Source organism: Pseudomonas sp. H2_D02 (assembly GCF_054677635.1).
Map to the genome: position 1 here is coordinate 742,528 of NZ_CP162816.1, position 15,744 is coordinate 758,271.

16 protein-coding genes and 1 pseudogene are annotated in these 15,744 nt (G+C 59.1%); 6 read left to right on the forward strand and 11 right to left on the reverse strand.

Translation table 11 applies throughout. The annotated features are described in order from the left end of the window. Positions 1-108: 108 nt before the first annotated feature. Positions 109-1,296, forward strand: coding sequence for a C17 cyclopropane fatty acid synthase CfaB (cfaB, locus tag AB4N42_RS03335; RefSeq protein ID WP_030139068.1), 1,188 nt, complete (start codon positions 109-111; stop codon positions 1,294-1,296). On the opposite strand, the gene cls is transcribed toward cfaB, so the two are convergent. Continuing rightward, positions 1,293-2,732, reverse strand: coding sequence for a cardiolipin synthase (gene cls / locus AB4N42_RS03340; RefSeq protein WP_460115869.1), 1,440 nt, complete (start codon positions 2,730-2,732; stop codon positions 1,293-1,295). The two genes, cfaB and cls, sit on opposite strands and share 4 nt — an antisense overlap. A gap of 141 nt (positions 2,733-2,873) precedes the next feature. On the opposite strand from cls, the gene AB4N42_RS03345 reads away from it, so the two are divergent. Next, positions 2,874-3,395, forward strand: coding sequence for a DUF3617 domain-containing protein (locus AB4N42_RS03345; RefSeq protein ID WP_030139070.1), 522 nt, complete (start codon positions 2,874-2,876; stop codon positions 3,393-3,395). Positions 3,396-3,473: 78 nt separating this feature from the next. Here AB4N42_RS03345 and AB4N42_RS03350 read toward each other — a convergent pair whose 3' ends face one another. The 5 genes from AB4N42_RS03350 to AB4N42_RS03370 all read right to left on the reverse strand — a co-directional run bounded on the left by AB4N42_RS03350 (position 3,474) and on the right by AB4N42_RS03370 (position 7,293). Further along, a complete protein-coding gene (locus AB4N42_RS03350; protein WP_460115870.1) occupies positions 3,474-4,349 on the reverse strand; it encodes a metal ABC transporter substrate-binding protein in 876 nt (291 codons plus the stop codon). Between the two features lie 11 nt (positions 4,350-4,360). Then, complete coding sequence (locus tag AB4N42_RS03355; RefSeq protein ID WP_217860685.1) at positions 4,361-5,227, reverse strand: metal ABC transporter permease; 867 nt, start codon at positions 5,225-5,227, stop codon at positions 4,361-4,363. After that, positions 5,227-5,895 carry a metal ABC transporter ATP-binding protein gene (locus AB4N42_RS03360; RefSeq protein ID WP_217860683.1) on the reverse strand — a complete coding sequence of 223 codons (669 nt, stop codon included), beginning with the start codon at positions 5,893-5,895 and terminating at the stop codon, positions 5,227-5,229. Before AB4N42_RS03360 ends, AB4N42_RS03355 begins: the two co-directional genes overlap by 1 nt. After that, the gene (folE2, locus tag AB4N42_RS03365) at positions 5,892-6,788 is read right to left on the reverse strand and encodes a GTP cyclohydrolase FolE2 (protein ID WP_460115871.1); all 897 of its coding nucleotides are present in this window, start codon (positions 6,786-6,788) and stop codon (positions 5,892-5,894) included. Before folE2 ends, AB4N42_RS03360 begins: the two co-directional genes overlap by 4 nt. 112 nt (positions 6,789-6,900) lie before the next feature. Continuing rightward, positions 6,901-7,293, reverse strand: coding sequence for a glutamine synthetase (locus AB4N42_RS03370; protein WP_407682880.1), 393 nt, complete (start codon positions 7,291-7,293; stop codon positions 6,901-6,903). 116 nt (positions 7,294-7,409) lie between these two features. Between AB4N42_RS03370 and zigA the strand changes: the two genes are divergently transcribed. Beyond that, complete coding sequence (zigA, locus tag AB4N42_RS03375; RefSeq protein ID WP_460115872.1) at positions 7,410-8,618, forward strand: zinc metallochaperone GTPase ZigA; 1,209 nt, start codon at positions 7,410-7,412, stop codon at positions 8,616-8,618. Between the two features lie 64 nt (positions 8,619-8,682). Here zigA and AB4N42_RS03380 read toward each other — a convergent pair whose 3' ends face one another. Then, the gene (locus AB4N42_RS03380; protein WP_198796166.1) at positions 8,683-9,036 is read right to left on the reverse strand and encodes an NADH:ubiquinone oxidoreductase; all 354 of its coding nucleotides are present in this window, start codon (positions 9,034-9,036) and stop codon (positions 8,683-8,685) included. 28 nt (positions 9,037-9,064) lie between these two features. On the opposite strand from AB4N42_RS03380, the gene AB4N42_RS03385 reads away from it, so the two are divergent. Then, entirely contained in the window at positions 9,065-10,030 is a 966-nt protein-coding gene (locus AB4N42_RS03385) for a CobW family GTP-binding protein (RefSeq protein WP_460115873.1), read from the forward strand. Positions 10,031-10,042: 12 nt separating this feature from the next. Here the strand turns inward: AB4N42_RS03385 and AB4N42_RS03390 are convergent, their stop codons facing one another. Beyond that, entirely contained in the window at positions 10,043-10,465 is a 423-nt protein-coding gene (locus AB4N42_RS03390) for a DUF3301 domain-containing protein (RefSeq protein WP_217860676.1), read from the reverse strand. Between the two features lie 119 nt (positions 10,466-10,584). On the opposite strand from AB4N42_RS03390, the pseudogene pdxY reads away from it, so the two are divergent. Next, positions 10,585-11,458: pseudogene (gene pdxY, locus AB4N42_RS03395) on the forward strand (pyridoxal kinase PdxY). A 123-nt stretch (positions 11,459-11,581) separates the two neighbouring features. Here the strand turns inward: pdxY and AB4N42_RS03400 are convergent. Further along, complete coding sequence (locus AB4N42_RS03400) at positions 11,582-12,067, reverse strand: acyl-CoA thioesterase (protein ID WP_030139081.1); 486 nt, start codon at positions 12,065-12,067, stop codon at positions 11,582-11,584. A 263-nt stretch (positions 12,068-12,330) separates the two neighbouring features. Here AB4N42_RS03400 and AB4N42_RS03405 point away from each other — a divergent pair, with 263 nt between their 5' ends. After that, on the forward strand, positions 12,331-14,094 hold the full coding sequence (locus AB4N42_RS03405; RefSeq protein ID WP_217860674.1) for a cation:proton antiporter: 1,764 nt from the start codon (positions 12,331-12,333) through the stop codon (positions 14,092-14,094). A gap of 21 nt (positions 14,095-14,115) precedes the next feature. Here the strand turns inward: AB4N42_RS03405 and AB4N42_RS03410 are convergent, their stop codons facing one another. Both AB4N42_RS03410 and AB4N42_RS03415 read right to left on the reverse strand, forming a co-directional pair. After that, positions 14,116-14,523 (reverse strand): SMI1/KNR4 family protein, encoded by a 408-nt coding sequence (locus AB4N42_RS03410; protein WP_030139083.1) that lies wholly within the window; start codon positions 14,521-14,523, stop codon positions 14,116-14,118. A gap of 138 nt (positions 14,524-14,661) precedes the next feature. Further along, a complete protein-coding gene (locus AB4N42_RS03415; RefSeq protein ID WP_030139084.1) occupies positions 14,662-15,534 on the reverse strand; it encodes a Tim44 domain-containing protein in 873 nt (290 codons plus the stop codon). Positions 15,535-15,744: the final 210 nt, after the last annotated feature.

Genomic DNA, 15,744 nt, shown 5'->3' on the forward strand with positions numbered 1-15,744 from the left:
ACAGTAGATTTAGAAGAACGATAGAAAAAGGCTATAAATTCGATAGCCAGCTATTTTTCTACGATGGGCTACCCTCATTTCAGACGTCTGAAACAAGGGGGATTTTTCATGCTCGCTCAACTTCCACCGGCCTTGCAGAATCTGCACCTACCGCTTCGTCTGCGGCTCTGGGATGGCCATGAATTCGCGCTGGGTGACGATCCCAGCGTGACGATTGTGGTCAAGGACCCACAAATGGTTGCGCAATTTACCCATCCCAGCCTGGATGCATTGGGTGCGGCGTTCGTCGAAGGCAAACTCGAACTCGAAGGCTCGATCCATGAAGTCATTCGAGTCTGTGACGAGCTGAGCCAGGCCCTGGTGGACGAAGACGACGATAACCTGCCGGTGCGCACGGTCCACGACAAGGAAACCGACGCCAAGGCGATCTCCTACCATTACGACTTATCCAACGCGTTCTACCAGCTCTGGCTCGACAGCGACATGGCGTACTCATGCGCTTATTTCGAGACCGGCAGCGAAACCCTTGAACAGGCGCAGCAGGCCAAGTTTCGCCATCTCTGTCGCAAGCTGCGCCTGCAACCCGGCGACTACCTGCTGGACGTTGGTTGCGGGTGGGGTGGGTTGGCGCGTTACGCGGCGCGAGAGTTCGGTGCGAAAGTGTTCGGCATTACCCTGAGCCAGGCTCAGCTGGACCTGGCTCGCGAGCGAGTCAAGGCTGAAGGCCTGGAAAACCAGGTTGAGCTTCAGCTGTTGGATTACCGGGATTTGCCCCAGGACGGTCGATTCGACAAAGTCGTCAGCGTCGGGATGTTCGAACACGTGGGGCACGCCAACCTGACGCAGTACTGCAAGACGCTGTTCGGGGCCGTGCGCGAAGGTGGCTTGGTGATGAACCACGGGATTACCGCCAAGCACACCGATGGCCGCCCGGTAGGCCGCGGCGCTGGCGACTTCATCGAGAAATATGTCTTCCCCAACGGCGAGCTGCCGCACCTGTCGATGATCTCTGCCGAGATCAGTGAAGCAGGGCTGGAGATCGTTGATGTGGAAAGTCTGCGCATGCATTACGCACGGACCCTCGATCATTGGAGCGAGCGCCTGGAAGACAACCTCGAAGCCGCTTCCAAGGAAGTACCGGAACAGGCCCTGCGGATCTGGCGGCTTTATCTGGCCGGTTGTGCGTACGCCTTTGCCAAGGGCTGGATAAACCTGCACCAGATCCTCGCGGTCAAGGCCCATGCCGACGGTAGCCATGATTTGCCTTGGACCCGTGACGATATCTACACGCCTTAAAGAATCGGCGAAATAAGCCGGGCGATCCGCATGCCTATCTTCTGCAGGCGGTGGGTCTCCCGGCTTTCTTGCTTGGCGACTTCGTGGGCCTGGGCGAAATCCTGCTCGAGCATCTGCTGCACTTCGCTGGCAAAGCCGATGTCGACGGTCAGTAACATCACTTCGAAATTCAATCGGAACGAGCGGTTATCCAGGTTCGCGCTTCCGATGGCGCTGATCTCCTGGTCGATCAGCACGACTTTCTGGTGCAGGAATCCCGGCTCATAACGAAACACCCGCACGCCGGCCCAAACGGCTTCGAACGCATAAAGGCTCGACGCTGCGTAGACAATCTTGTGATCGGGTCGTGACGGCAACAGGATGCGCACATCCACTCCGCGCAGCACGGCCAGGCGCAGCGCTGCGAATACCGCCTCATCGGGAATGAAGTACGGTGAGGTGATCCAGATTCGTTCGTTGGCCGCGTGGATGGCCTCGACGAAAAACAGCGAGCAGGTTTCGTAGGCGTCGGCGGGGCCGCTGGCAAGCAGCTGGCAGAGCACGCCACCGTCCGGGTAGGTGTCGGGCAGGATCAGGGGTGGCAGTGAACGGGCGGCCCAGAACCAGTCTTCGGCGAACGATTCCTGCATGCTTGCCACTACCGGACCGCGTACTTCGACATGGGTATCGCGCCAAGGAGCCAAGGGCGGTTGTTCACCCAGATATTCATCGCCCACGTTGTGGCCGCCAACGAATCCCAGCACGCCGTCCACGGCGACAATCTTGCGATGGTTGCGGAAGTTGACTTGGAAGCGGTTGAGCCAGCCGCTGCGGGTGGCGAAAGCCTTGACGTGGACGCCGCCGTCGCGCAGTGCCTGGACATAACGGTGGGGCAGGGTATGACTGCCGATACGGTCATAGAGCAGATATACCGCCACGCCTTCGGCGGCCTTCTTCAGGAGCAATGCTTGCAAGCGCTGCCCGAGTCGGTCGTCATGGACGATAAAGAACTGCACCAGGACCGCTTCCCGAGCGTTATCGATGGCCTGGAAAATCGCCTCGAACGTGGCTTGCCCATTCACCAGCAGGCGCACCTGATTGTTCGCCAGGCACGGTGCTCGCCCCAGTTTTGGCATGGCCCTGAGTGACGCGTAGGCCTGGGAGGCGCGCGCAGTGAGTGCCTCTTCAACCCATGGCCGCCAGTTCAATTCGGAGATTGCCTTGCGCATTTCTTCGTTGGCCTGCCGACGTGCCTTGATGTAGCCGTCGAAGGTGCTGCGGCCAAATACCAGATACGGAATCAACGTCAGGTAGGGAATGAACACCAGCGAAAGGGCCCAGGCGATCGAGCCTTGGGCGGTTCGCACCGTCAGCACCGCATGAACGGCGGCGATGGAACCCAGGGTGTGGAGCAGCGCGATCAGGTAACCGAAAACATGCGGGCCGAAATAATCCATGGGGCAGCCGTGCTCCTGAAGTTTCAATGCTTAACAGACCATGTTCCACGACGAATGTCGCTATTTAATTCGCTCGCCGCAGGCCTGAACCGAAGCCTGCGGGCGGCGTCTAACGGCCACTTGTCCTCTGGAGTGTTTGCAATGAATGTTCGTCTGCTGGGTTTGGCCTTGGCGGTTGGCTTGTCGGTTCCTCTGGCGGCTCAGGCGCAAATGCTTCAACCGGGACTGTGGGAACTGACTACCAGTAATATGAAAGTCGATAACCAGAACCTGCCGGATCTGCAATTGATCCTCGGACAGCTACAAACCCAGATGACCCCCGAGCAACGGGCGATGCTCGAGAAGCAAGGCATTACCATGGGCGGAAAAGGCATTCGGGTCTGCCTGACACCTGCGCAAGTGCAGACTAATGATATTCCGCTGCAGGATCCGCAATCAGGGTGCAAGCAACAGATCACCGAGCGCACCGGCAATCAATGGAAGTTTCGCTTCAGCTGTCCGAAGGCCCAGGGCAATGGTATTGCGACCTTCCAGAGCGATCGGGAATTTACCACCAAGGTCAACGGCACGTTCAACGCTACGGGCATCCAGCAGAACGGTAGCCTGGACACCCGCGCCGTTTGGCTGGGGCAGGATTGCGGGACGGTCAAGCCGAGGGCCTGACCTGGGCTGGATGTGATGGATTCGTGGCGAGGGAGCTTGCTTCCGCTGGGCGTTTAGCGGTTCAAAACCTCTGAGCGCTCACGGCCGACTCAACGCCTCGTACAGCGTGTTGAGGTTGTACTCGAACAGCCCGGTAAATGTGCTGGCGGGGCCGCTCGCGGCCAGGGCGTCCGAGTACAACGTGCCGCCGATGTGCGCGCCACTTTCATCGGCGATCTGTTTGAGCAGGCGCGCATCCTTGATGTTCTCCATGAATACTGCTTTGACTTTCGCTTGGCGGATCTGGGTAATCAGCGCGGCGACTTCTGCCGCCGAGGGCTCACGTTCGGTGGACAGGCCCTGCGGCGCCATGAACTCGATGCCATAGGCCTGGCCCAGGTAACCGAACGCATCGTGGGACGTAACGATCTTGCGATTACCTGGCGGCAGCGCGCCGAACTTGGCCTTGGCTTCGGCAAGCAGCGCGTAGATCGTTTTCAGGTACGCCTGGCTGTTACGTTCGTAGTCGGCCTTGTTGTCCGGATCCGCCGCTTCGAGCGCCTTGGTGATATTGCTGACGTACAGCTGCGCGTTGGCGAGGTTATGCCAGGCGTGCGGATCGGGGACCGTCTCGCCATCTTCATTCAGCGATCGCGGAATCACGCCTCGGCTGGCGCTGATCACCGCTGCCTTGGTTTCCGTGCTGGTCACCAGGCGATCTAGCCACGGCTCGAAGCCCAGCCCGTTCTTGATAATCAACCTGGCCCCGAGCAGCGCCTTGGCGTCGTCCGGCGTGGGTTCGTAGGTGTGCGCGTCGGCGTCCGGTCCAACCATGTTAATGATCTGGACGTGTTCGCCGCCGACTTGTTGGGTCATGTCGGCAAGGATGCTGAAGCTGGTCACTACCTTGAGCTTTTCGGCGGCGGACAGGGACACGGACAGCATCAAGCTGAAGATCAGGAGCAGGGCGCGCATCAAGAAATACCTCATGGGGATGTGAGCAAGGGCGGGCGGCGCAGGAGACCGTGCACCGGACCGAATACCACGGACAACAGATAGGACGCGCCCGCCACCAGGACGATGGCCGGCCCGCTGGGAAGCGAGAAATTGAACGACAACAGCAACCCCAGCCACACCGAGATGCAACCGAGCAGTGCCGCGATCATCATCAGAATGGGCAGGCGTCGACTCCAGAACCGTGAAGCGGCCGCCGGTAGCATCATCAGGCCGACCACCATCAGCGCGCCGATGGCCTGGAAACCGATCACCAGGTTCAACACCACCAAGGTCAGAAACACACCATGGGCCAACGGACCCAGGCGACTGACTGTTTGCAGGAACAGGGGATCCAGGGTGTCGAGCAGCAGCGGTCGATAAATCAAGGCCATCGCTACAAGACTGATTCCACAGACCCACAGCATGCCGCTCAGGGTCGGGCCGTCCACCGCCAATGCAGAACCGAACAACAAGTGCAGCAGGTCCAGGCGTTTACCGGCCAAGCCAAGAATCAACACGCCGGCGGCCAGGGAAATCGGATAAATCGCTGCAAGGCTGGCGTCCTCCCGCAGACCCGTACGGCGAGTAATCCAAGCGGCGAGCCCTGCCATGCTCAAACCCGCGCCCAAGCCCCCTAACGTCAAGGCCGGCAGGCTCAGCCCTGCGATCCAGAAGCCCAGCGCGGCGCCGGGCAAGATGCCGTGAGCCACCGCGTCACCGATCAGACTCATGCGCCGCAGAATCAGGAACACGCCCAGCGGCGCGGTACTGCACGCCAACACCAGGCCGCCGAGCAAGGCCCGGCGCATGAATACGAATTCCTGGAAGGGTTGCCAAAAATGAGTGACCGCAAGCATCAGGCCACCCAAGCGCGGGGTTGCTGCGCAATCAAGTCGACACTTCGGCCCAGTACGCAGCGTGAATTGCTCACCAGCAGGGTATGCGGAATATGTTCGCGCACGGCGCCCAGGTCATGACACACCACCACGACGGTTTTGCCCTCGGCATGCCAGCGGTGAAGGTGTTTCCACAGCAGCACTTGGCCCTGTTCGTCGAGGGCGGCGTGAGGTTCATCCAGCAACAGCAGCGGTGCGTCAGCCAGGCTCAATCGGGCGAGCAGGGCGCGCTGCAATTCGCCTCCAGACAATGCCATCAAGGGGCGTTGCTCGAGTCCGCTCAGGGCCCAGTCCTCCAGCACCGTCTTCAACCGAATACGCCGCATCGCCGGTGTGTATGAACTCCTCCAAGCACCGGCGGCAACCAACTCCTGCAGGCTGATGGGGAATTGACGATCCAGGTGTTGCTGTTGCGGCAGGAATGAAATGCCGCCGCGCTTGGGTACGTTGACGGTGGCTTTGCCGGCCAGAGGTTTTTGCAGGCCTGCGAATACTTTCAAGAGACTGGTTTTGCCTGAACCGTTTGCCCCGATGATGGCTGTGAGACTTCCTGCTGGCCGCTCCATCGTGAGTGGCGGTGTCAGCGGTTGTCCGGGAGCGCCCCAGCGCAGGGCGTGGCAGTTGATCATGATGCGCCTCGCGTCCAGCTGCTTTCGGCCACCGCGTCATGGGCGTGCAGGCTTTCGGCGTGAACGACCCTGACACTCAGCGCATTGATGAGAGAGGGTTTTGCCAAGGCTGTGGTCAGCCGCCTTGCAGCGTCTTCGCAGAACATCAGGTTTTGGCCGTTGGCCAACGCAAATGCCTGTTCGTCCGCGCGCTTGACGGCGGTTTGTACCGCGGTGCCGAGGGCTTCTTCAGCAGCATCGATGAATGATTGGAACGGTAAGTCCTCAATCTCTTTGTTCAACCGCAGGGTCAGCGTTGCCGTGCTGCGCTGGCTATGAGGGGTAGCCACGATGCCATTTGGCGAGCCCAGCCAGGCGAGGATCTCGGCGTGTTCCAGCGTCTTGTTTGCGAAGTCGTTGACGAATTGTTGCTGGATCAATTGTCGAGCGAGTGCCGCCGAGCAAGGGCAGGTGGAGGAATAGGGAATCTGGATTCGAAGTTCCACGTGGAACATCGCGTTTTTAAGGCTAGCTTCGATGCTCACCGGATAGCGCTTCCAGCCGGCCAAGGGGCTGATGAGTGCCGGGCGCTTTAGCAGAAGATCGGTATGGACCGTCAATGAAGCCGCGTGGGAGGAACCGTCATGACTATCCAGGAACCGCTGCAAAATTCGATGCAATAACCTCGGCGAGAGCTCCGTCGTTTCTAGTGTTTCCAACGCCAAATACAAGCGTGACATATGGATCCCGCGGGCTTCAGGGTCATCCAGGCTGACGCCTGCATCGGCCATGGCCTGGAGACGGTGGCCGCCTAACAGCACGGGTAAGGCGATTCCACACATGCCGACCCAGTCGAGGGGAAGCGCTTGGCGTGAAATTTGCGCAGCGACGTCGGGCAGCGTTAACGCATTCATGAGAGGTCCGCAAAGAATCCAAAATTAGACGTTATAGTATAACGTCATACTTGTGAATAGCGCTCCCATGAAAGGAGTTTTACTTATCCGTCGGGCTGTTCCACGTGAAACGTCAGCGGGGCGAGTCCTGACAGCCATTGAGGCGACTACATATGAACCCACCCCTGCTCCCGCCAGAGCTTGAAAAACGATTGATCGTTGTCCAGCCAACTCGTCGGTTATACCCAACCCAACTTTCTCCATCCGATGCCAGGCCCGTAAAAAATGTGAGCAGGCCATAACGGCTGGTCGTTTGCGCCCAATAGCGGTGGCTCACAGCCTCGAACCCGCGGGTATAGATGACATTTCCACTCGTCTGAACGCTGTAGGCATTGCCGTATCCATCGACACACGCCAGCAAATTCGCACTGCGGGTGCAATTCGCCAAGAGCGGGTTTTGAGCTGACGCGTAGACAGTCCAAAGCAATAGCGCCCCCGCCGTCATTAATTTCACAGAGCTGCGCATGGATCGTTCTCGGCAATAAGGTTTGCAGATGGTGACGAAATTATTGTTATAGTATAACGTAAATTAGCCTGCCTATACATATCGAGCCGGAACGGCCACCGATGAGGATATACCTGATGCCCGATCGCCTTCCCGTAACCGTCCTTTCCGGCTTCCTCGGTGCCGGTAAGAGCACGTTGCTCAACCACATCCTGCGCAATCGAGAAAACCTGCGTGTCGCGGTGATCGTCAACGATATGAGTGAGATCAACATCGATGGCACCGAAGTCCAGCGAGATGTCTCCCTGAATCGTGCCGAAGAGAAACTGGTGGAAATGAGCAACGGCTGCATCTGTTGCACGTTGCGCGAGGACTTGCTTGAAGAAGTCGGGCAACTTGCCAGGGAAGGGCGTTTTGATTATTTGTTGATCGAATCCACAGGCATATCCGAGCCGCTGCCCGTGGCGGAAACCTTCACGTTTCGCGATGAGGAAGGCCGGAGTCTTGCCGATGTCGCGCGCCTCGACACGATGGTGACAGTGGTCGACGGCGTAAATTTTCTGTTGGATTATCACGCGGCCGAGAGCCTTGCGTCCCGGGGCGAAACCTTGGGTGAGGAAGACGAGCGCTCAATCACTGAGCTGCTGATTGAGCAGATCGAATTTGCCGACGTCATACTGATCAGCAAGATCGACTTGATCAGCCAACGGGAGCGAGAGGAGCTCATCGCGATCCTGGAGCGTCTCAACACCCACGCGCGGATTGTTCCCATGGTCATGGGCCAGGTGCCGCTGGCCAGCATTCTCGACACCGGCCTTTTCGATTTTCAACGCGCCGCCCAAGCACCTGGTTGGCTGCAAGCTTTGCGAGGCGAGCCTGTACCGGAGACCGAGGAGTATGGCATCGCCTCGACGGCCTACCGGGCACGTCGGCCGTTTCATCCCGAGCGCTTTTTTACGTTCATCGACCGTCCTTGGCCCAATGGCAGGCTCCTGCGTTCGAAGGGTTTTTTCTGGTTGGCGAGCAAACCTGAAGAAGCAGGAAGCTGGTCCCAGGCCGGCGGATTGATGCGTTATGGGTTCGCCGGACGTTGGTGGCGGTTCGTGCCGAAACACCAATGGCCGCAGGATGAGGACAGTACCGCCACGATCATGAAAAACTGGCTGGCGGCGACAGGCGATTGCCGTCAGGAGCTGGTGTTCATCGGCCAGAACATGGATTTCGATCAACTCACCGAAGAACTGAACGCCTGCCTGCTGACCGACGCGGAGATGGCCCTGGGCATGGAAGCCTGGCGGCTGTTACCGGACCCGTTCGGCCCGTGGCATGACGAGGTCGCGGCTTGATTCGTCGCTTCCCTGGGCGCGCTCCCAGGGGAACATCAAGTGTCGTCAGATTGGATCGCTTGGCTCAAGGCTTGAGCCAGGTGCCCTGGCTTTTCCCTTCGCAAAACGGCTTGAGATAAGCCGCGTCGGTCGCCACGCCGTAATAGTGAATATCCTGGTGATAAGGCATATTGGCGACTTGGGCGTTGCTGCAGATGCCAAACGCGCCGCCAGGGCACTGATCCACGTATTGCACGTCGACTTTTTGCCCAGGCAGGCTCGGCTGGCAGAAACCGTCGGCAAACAGCTTTTGCGGAATGTTGCGGTTCTGCTGGCAGACCTTGACGTCGAGTCGTTCCGCCTGGCTGTGTACGATACAGGCCTGGGCCATGGCCTGGCTCGAAGTCAAAGCCAGTAACAGCCAACCGATCATTCGCATCTTCACCTCCACTCAAAGCCATTGATCTATGTTGCAGGACATCCCCACCCATGTCATCGCCGGTCCATTGGGTGCCGGCAAGACCAGCCTGATCAGGCACCTGATGGCCCAGCGCCCTGCGGACGAACGCTGGGCGGTGCTGATCAATGAGTTCGGTCAGGTCGGCCTGGATGCCGCGCTGCTGACCCAGGCCGCCGATGGTATCGCATTGGGCGAAGTGGCCGGTGGCTGCCTATGTTGCGTCAACGGCGCGCCGTTTCAGATAGGTCTGGGTCGCTTGTTGCGAAAGGCTCGGCCCCACAGGCTGTTCATCGAACCTTCCGGGCTGGGCCATCCGGCGCAACTGCTGCGTCAATTGAGCGCGGCGCCTTGGCTCGGCGTGCTGGCGGTCCAGCCTTGCGTGATGGTGTTGGATGCCCGAGCGATGGCGGACGGCAAGCCATTGCCCGATACACAACGACAGGCGTTGGTTGATGCCGGATTGCTGGTGCTGAACAAATCCGAAGGCCTCACCGACAATGATCGGGCGCGCGTAATTGCCCAATTGCCTGCGCTGGGCGTGTATTGGACGCAACAGGCTGAGTTGCCGATGAGTCGATTGCCGGGCATTTCGGCTCGGGGCGATGGCGCTGTGGATAACCTGAGCCTACCTGTAGGGCTGGGGCAAATCCCGGCTATCTGGACCGATCCGATGGCGCCGGTGTGCCTGTACCAGCAGCAGGGGGAAGGCTGGAGCATTGGTTGGCGGTGGCATCCGTCCCAGCGTTTTGATGCGGCCGCGGTGACGCGTTGGCTCGACGGTGCGCATTGGAAACGGGCGAAGATGGTTATCCACAGCGCTGACGGTTGGGTCTCGGCCAATGCGTTGGAGAGTGCGTCGTTGCAGTGGCAGGCCAGCGAGTGGCGACAGGATTCACGGATCGAACTGATCTTCGCCGAACCGCAGGACGTGGTTGCGCTGCAAACGAGCCTGGCAAATTGCCGATGTCCATGAATCAGTCGCGCTTCACGGCTTCCACTTGTTGTGCTCCTGGCGCCATTGGCTGAGCTCGATGACCTCAGCCCTGGGCCGGGTCTGGACCGATTCAATCGGCGCAGGCGGGGTTTCTTCGAACGGCATCGGGTAAGGCGCCAGTTCGATGTGGGCGCTGTGGGCACCAAACTGAGTGATCGTACCCGAATGACGGGTCTCGCCCGTCACCGTGAATTCGAAGTTATACACACGCGCCAGGCGCCGTCGTCCGCTGGCGTCCTTTACGAATCCGATCTTGCGCAGCGCGACATTGCCGTCCAGCAGCTCGATCTTGAGGTTGGCGCAATGTTGCATGACCCTCGCCAAGGCGCGCTCGCGCAAGCCATGGTTGTGCCACAGCCAGGCGCCACCGGTAGCCAGCAGCATCAGCACGAAAATATTTCCAAGGGTCAGCATGAACGGAAAGCTCCAACAAGTTGCCGTCAGCTTAACTGTGTCTCCGGCCTGTCGTACAGGCTGCGTTTAGTCGCATACTGCGCGGCTTGAATTTCATTCGTTTTACGGAAACTTCCCGCATGAAACGTACGCCTCATCTGCTTGCCATCCAGTCCCATGTGATATTTGGCCATGCCGAGCAACAGCGCTGCCGTGTTTCCAATGCAGCGGGTCGGCGTAAACGTATGGCCGCTCAATACCGTGCAGTTTTCCAATCATACCCAGTACGGACAATGGGCCGGTGAAGTGCTCGCGCCCGCCCAGATACCGCTGTTGGTGGAAGGCATCGCCGCCATCGGCGAGCTGGGCAATTGCGACGCGGTGCTCTCCGGTTATCTGGGTAGCGCGGCCCAGGGGCAAGCCATTCTGGCGGGTGTGGCGCGGATCAAGGCTTGCAACCCAAAGGCGCTGTACCTGTGTGACCCGGTCATGGGGCACCCGGAGAAGGGTTGTATCGTGGCGCCCGAGGTCAGCGAATTCCTGCTGGAGGAAGCCGCTGCCGTGGCCGATATCATGTGCCCGAACCAACTGGAGCTGGACAGTTTTTCGGGGCGCAAGGCGCAATCATTGTTTGACTGTCTGGCCATGGCCCGTGCGCTGCTGGCCCGCGGTCCGAAGGTCGTGCTGGTCAAACACCTGGCTTACCCCGGCAAGCCCGAAGACAGTTTCGAGATGCTGCTGGTCACGGCTGATGGCAGTTGGCATTTGCGCCGTCCGCTGCTGGCGTTTCCGCGTCAACCAGTGGGGGTGGGCGACCTCACGTCGGGGTTGTTCCTGGCGCGGATATTGTTGGGGGATAGCCTGGTGGCGGCATTTGAATTCACCGCTGCGGCCGTGCATGACGTGCTGTTGGAAACCCAAGCGTGCGCAAGTTACGAGCTGCAGTTGATCCGCGGCCAAGACCGCATCGCCCATCCGCGCGTGCGGTTCGAGGCAGTGCCGATCAGCCTCTGATCGATGCTAGCCATTGTGGGAGCGAGCTTGCTCGCGATGAGGGCCTCACGTCCAACATAGAGTTGGCTGTGACATCGTCATCGCGAGCAAGCTCGCTCCCACATTATTGATTTCTGCGGCTGGTTAAGGCCCGTCCGCCTTGATTTCCTGATAGCGTCTCTCCAGCTCCTGGCGAATCTGCCGGCGTTGCTGGGCTTGTTCATAGCGCCGTTTTTCTTCGCTGTTCTGCGGTTGCAACGGCGGGACGGGGGCCGGCTTGCGCAAGTCATCCACCGCTACCATGGTGAAGAAGCAGCTATTAGTGTGGCGCACCGAGCGTTCACGGATGTTCTCGGTCACGACTTTGATGCCCACTTCCATCGACGTGTTGCCGGTGTAGTTCACCGAAGCCAGGAACGTCACCAACTCACCGACATGTATCGGCTCGCGGAAAATCACCTGGTCGACCGACAGCGTTACCACGTAGCGGCCGGCGTAACGGCTGGCACAAGCGTAGGCCACTTCATCGAGGTATTTGAGCAAGGTGCCGCCATGGACATTGCCAGAGAAGTTGGCCATGTCGGGGGTCATCAACACCGTCATCGACAGCTGGGCGTTTCCGGGTTCCATAACGTTCTCACGGTTCAAGGCAGCAGTTCAGGATGGGCGCCTCTGCGGGCGCTGGGTTGTGGTTACCAGATACAAACCACTCATATCGGGACGCTGCGCCGATGCGAGCCGTCACGCTTCGATGGATCTGTTTCCATATATTGCACCGTCTTTTTGCCAGAAGTCCCGGTGTTAACCTGCAAAAGCCCCTCATCTGGGTATTTCCTACAAGAGAAACGGACCTATCCGACTCCGCATGAGTCATGTCAGCAAGGAGCCCCACCATGCATGCCATTAGCTTCATACAAGACTTGGCGATCATCATGCTGGCGGCGGGGTTGGTTACCGTACTGTTTCATCGCTTCAAGCAACCGGTGGTGCTTGGCTACATTGTCGCCGGCTTCGTCATCGGCCCGCATACACCGCCGTTCGGCTTTATCCATGACGAAGAAACCATCAAGACCCTGGCCGAGCTCGGGGTGATCTTTCTCATGTTCTGCCTGGGCCTGGAATTCAGCCTGCGCAAATTGTTCAAGGTGGGGGCCACAGCGTTCATCGCGGCGTTCCTGGAAATCGTCTTGATGATCTGGATCGGCTATGAGATCGGGCGCTGGTTCGGCTGGAATGCCATGGACTCGCTGTTTCTCGGCGCCATCCTCGCCATCTCGTCGACCACTATTATCGTCAAGGCCCTGAATGACCTGAAGATGAAGAACGAGCGCTTTGCGCAGTTGATTTTCGGGGTGTTGATTGTCGAGGACATCCTTGGCATCGGCATCATCGCCTTGCTTTCGAGCATCGCGGTCAGCGGTGCGGTGAGTTCCGGCGAAGTGCTATCGACCGTCGGCAAGCTGTCGTTGTTCATGATCGTAGCGCTGGTGATTGGCATCCTGCTGGTGCCCAGATTGCTGGCCTATGTGGCGAAGTTCGACAGTAACGAGATGCTGTTGATTACAGTACTGGGGCTCTGCTTCGGCTTTTGCCTGTTGGTGGTGAAGCTGGAATACAGCATGGTGCTCGGGGCATTTCTGATCGGCGCGATCATGGCCGAGTCCCAACAGCTGTTGAAAATCGAGCGGCTGGTAGAACCGGTGCGCGATCTGTTCAGCGCAATCTTTTTCGTGGCCATCGGGCTGATGCTCGACCCGGCCATAGTGCTCCAGTACGCGTGGCCGATCGCCGTGATCACCTGTGCAGTGGTGCTGGGTAAAGTGCTTTCGTGTGGTCTCGGTGCCTTTATCGCAGGCAATGACGGACGCACCTCACTGCGCGTTGGGATGGGCCTTTCACAGATTGGCGAATTTTCTTTCATCATCGCGTCGCTGGGGATGACCTTGCAGGTCACCAGTGATTTCCTTTATCCGGTGGCGGTGGCTGTCTCGGTGCTCACCACGCTGCTGACGCCCTATTTGATCCGAGCCGCTGATCCGTTGTCCGTCAGGCTGGCATCGGCGATACCGCGACGATTGGCGCGCGTGCTGGGCATGTATGGCGAGTGGTTGCGCAGTATCCAGCCCCAGGGTGAAGGAGCCATGCTGGCCTCCATGATCAGGCGAATCCTGCTGCAAGTCGGCGTCAACCTGGCGTTGGTCATTGCCATTTTTGTTTCTGGAGGGTATTTCGCCGAGCGGATGGCTGCTTATCTAGAGGTGTGGATCAGCGATCCGAGCTGGCAAAAGGCACTGATCTGGGGCGCAGCGTTGCTGCTGTCGCTGCCGTTCCTGATCGCGGCGTACCGCAAGCTCAAGGCATTGTCGATGCTGCTGGCGGAGATGGGCGTAAAGCCGGAGATGGCCGGCCGCCATACCCAGCGCGTGCGTCGGGTGATAGCCGAAGTGATCCCGATCCTGTCGCTGCTGGTGATCTTCCTGCTGTTGGCAGCCTTGTCGGCCAGTATCTTGCCGACCAACAAGTTGCTGTTGCTGATTGCCGTGGTGGCGACTGTCGTGGCGGCGCTGCTCTGGCGCTGGTTTGTCCGCCTGCACACGCGGATGCAGGTGGCTTTGCTCGATACGCTGGACAATCACAAAGAATCGTCCGGGCATTGACCAGCGCCGGGCCCTGGCGGATCAGCTTTCCAACCAGACGTCCCGTGCCCAATGCCAGACCGACTCCCAGGTTTCCTCGGCGATCAGTTCTTCGTCTGCTTGCCACAGCACCACGGTGCCGTCTTCTTCGACGCAATAATAATCGTCGCCGTCCTGGCAAATCGGAATCAGGCTCCGGTCGACGCCAGCGTCCCAGGCGTTGGCTGCCACATCGGGCAGGTAGGTATGAGATTGTGGATCGGTAACCGTTACCGGTTCCAGGCTGCCATAGACGACGTCACTGACGGTCAGCAAAAATTCCCTGAATACGAAGGGGATATCGATGAACAACTGTTCTTCGATTTCTACCAGCAGATCTTCATCAGGTAACTCCAGCGGAACCGGCACGGGTTCGTTGGCTTCGCGTAATTGTTCGATGATTTCTTCCACGTCCGGGATCCTCTTTCTCGATGGCGCGGTTTTATATGGGCGGTTTATACAGTAGCCCGCCATAGATGCAACTGCGAAATAGAAAACCCCGGCAAGTGCCGGGGTTCTTTTATTTCAACATGCGAAACGCGAAAAGGTTCAACCGTTCTGGCGGATACCAGCCACCAGCCAAGGCTGGTTCTCGCCTTGGGCGCGTTCCATGTTCCAACTTTCGCTGAACGCTTCACCCTGGTCGAAGCGGGAGTCTTTCGACACGCCGATAAAGGTCAGGGTGGCGATGGTCTTGTCGGCGCGATCGTCGACGCCGTCCAGTTGCACCTGCAGGTTATCGATGTAGGTGGACTGGAAGCCGTCACCCAGCTCGGCCCGCTCGCGCTTGAGGAACTCAAGCAGTTGTGGGGTTACGAACTCGGCGATCTTGTCCATTTCGTTCGCGTCCCAGTGCTGCTGCAAGGACATGAAGTGGCTGCGCGCCGCTTCGATGAAGCGCTGTTCGTTGAACCAGGCGGGCGCATTGATCACTGGACGCGCCACTGGAGCGGCCGCGCCACCAAAGATCGAACCGCCGGCAGGCTGCTGGTTGAACACTTCACGCTGCATCGGCGCATGACCGGCCGGAGCGAACTGCTCCTGCTGCTTGCGACGACGGGCTGCGATGAAACGGAAGACCAGGAAGGCGATGACCGCCATGATCAGAATGTCGAAGATCTGCATGCCCTGGAAGCCGTCGCCCATGAACATGGAAGCGAGCAGGCCACCGGCGGCGATACCGGCCAGGGGGCCGAGCCAGCGGGAAGCGCCGCTGGCCTTGGTAGCGGCGCCAGCAGCGCCGGCCGCGCCAGCGGTGGCGGCAGTGGACCCGGCGGCAGAGGACGGTGCCATCTGGCTGGTCTGGTGAGTCGGGGCTGCGCCCGAACTTTTACCACCGCCAAAACGCTTGGCGGCATTGGCGTCGATGGCCATCGTCAGGCCGATGCACAACGCCATGGCGATGCTAAGAAAACGTTTCATATAAAGGCATTCCCATTTGTGGATAGCACGCGCGCCATGTTGCACAGCTGAACTGTTGCTGGCTAGCGACAGAGTGTTTCGGGCTTTTGCGTGACAGCTTAGGTTCAGCTTTGCCTATGCAAGCAGGCCTGTTCGCTTTGGGCTGTAGGAAAGGTAAACAAGTTCTATCGGAAATTTTGACGTCTCCGAAACGACTGTGGGAGCGGGCTT

What these genes read in the sequence shown, in the direction of transcription:
- AB4N42_RS03380 (WP_198796166.1), bottom strand. Translation starts at nt 9,036, where the DNA reads ATGCGAATGATCGGTTGGCTGTTACTGGCTTTGACTTCGAGCCAGGCC.
- AB4N42_RS03385 (WP_460115873.1), top strand. Translation starts at nt 9,065, where the DNA reads ATGTTGCAGGACATCCCCACCCATGTCATCGCCGGTCCATTGGGTGCC.
- AB4N42_RS03405 (WP_217860674.1), top strand. Translation starts at nt 12,331, where the DNA reads ATGCATGCCATTAGCTTCATACAAGACTTGGCGATCATCATGCTGGCG.
- AB4N42_RS03350 (WP_460115870.1), bottom strand. Translation starts at nt 4,349, where the DNA reads ATGCGCGCCCTGCTCCTGATCTTCAGCTTGATGCTGTCCGTGTCCCTG.
- zigA (WP_460115872.1), top strand. Translation starts at nt 7,410, where the DNA reads ATGCCCGATCGCCTTCCCGTAACCGTCCTTTCCGGCTTCCTCGGTGCC.
- folE2 (WP_460115871.1), bottom strand. Translation starts at nt 6,788, where the DNA reads ATGAATGCGTTAACGCTGCCCGACGTCGCTGCGCAAATTTCACGCCAA.
- AB4N42_RS03390 (WP_217860676.1), bottom strand. Translation starts at nt 10,465, where the DNA reads ATGCTGACCCTTGGAAATATTTTCGTGCTGATGCTGCTGGCTACCGGT.
- AB4N42_RS03360 (WP_217860683.1), bottom strand. Translation starts at nt 5,895, where the DNA reads ATGATCAACTGCCACGCCCTGCGCTGGGGCGCTCCCGGACAACCGCTG.
- AB4N42_RS03345 (WP_030139070.1), top strand. Translation starts at nt 2,874, where the DNA reads ATGAATGTTCGTCTGCTGGGTTTGGCCTTGGCGGTTGGCTTGTCGGTT.
- AB4N42_RS03415 (WP_030139084.1), bottom strand. Translation starts at nt 15,534, where the DNA reads ATGAAACGTTTTCTTAGCATCGCCATGGCGTTGTGCATCGGCCTGACG.
- AB4N42_RS03400 (WP_030139081.1), bottom strand. Translation starts at nt 12,067, where the DNA reads ATGGAACCCGGAAACGCCCAGCTGTCGATGACGGTGTTGATGACCCCC.
- AB4N42_RS03355 (WP_217860685.1), bottom strand. Translation starts at nt 5,227, where the DNA reads ATGCTTGCGGTCACTCATTTTTGGCAACCCTTCCAGGAATTCGTATTC.
- cls (WP_460115869.1), bottom strand. Translation starts at nt 2,732, where the DNA reads ATGGATTATTTCGGCCCGCATGTTTTCGGTTACCTGATCGCGCTGCTC.
- AB4N42_RS03370 (WP_407682880.1), bottom strand. Translation starts at nt 7,293, where the DNA reads ATGCGCAGCTCTGTGAAATTAATGACGGCGGGGGCGCTATTGCTTTGG.
- cfaB (WP_030139068.1), top strand. Translation starts at nt 109, where the DNA reads ATGCTCGCTCAACTTCCACCGGCCTTGCAGAATCTGCACCTACCGCTT.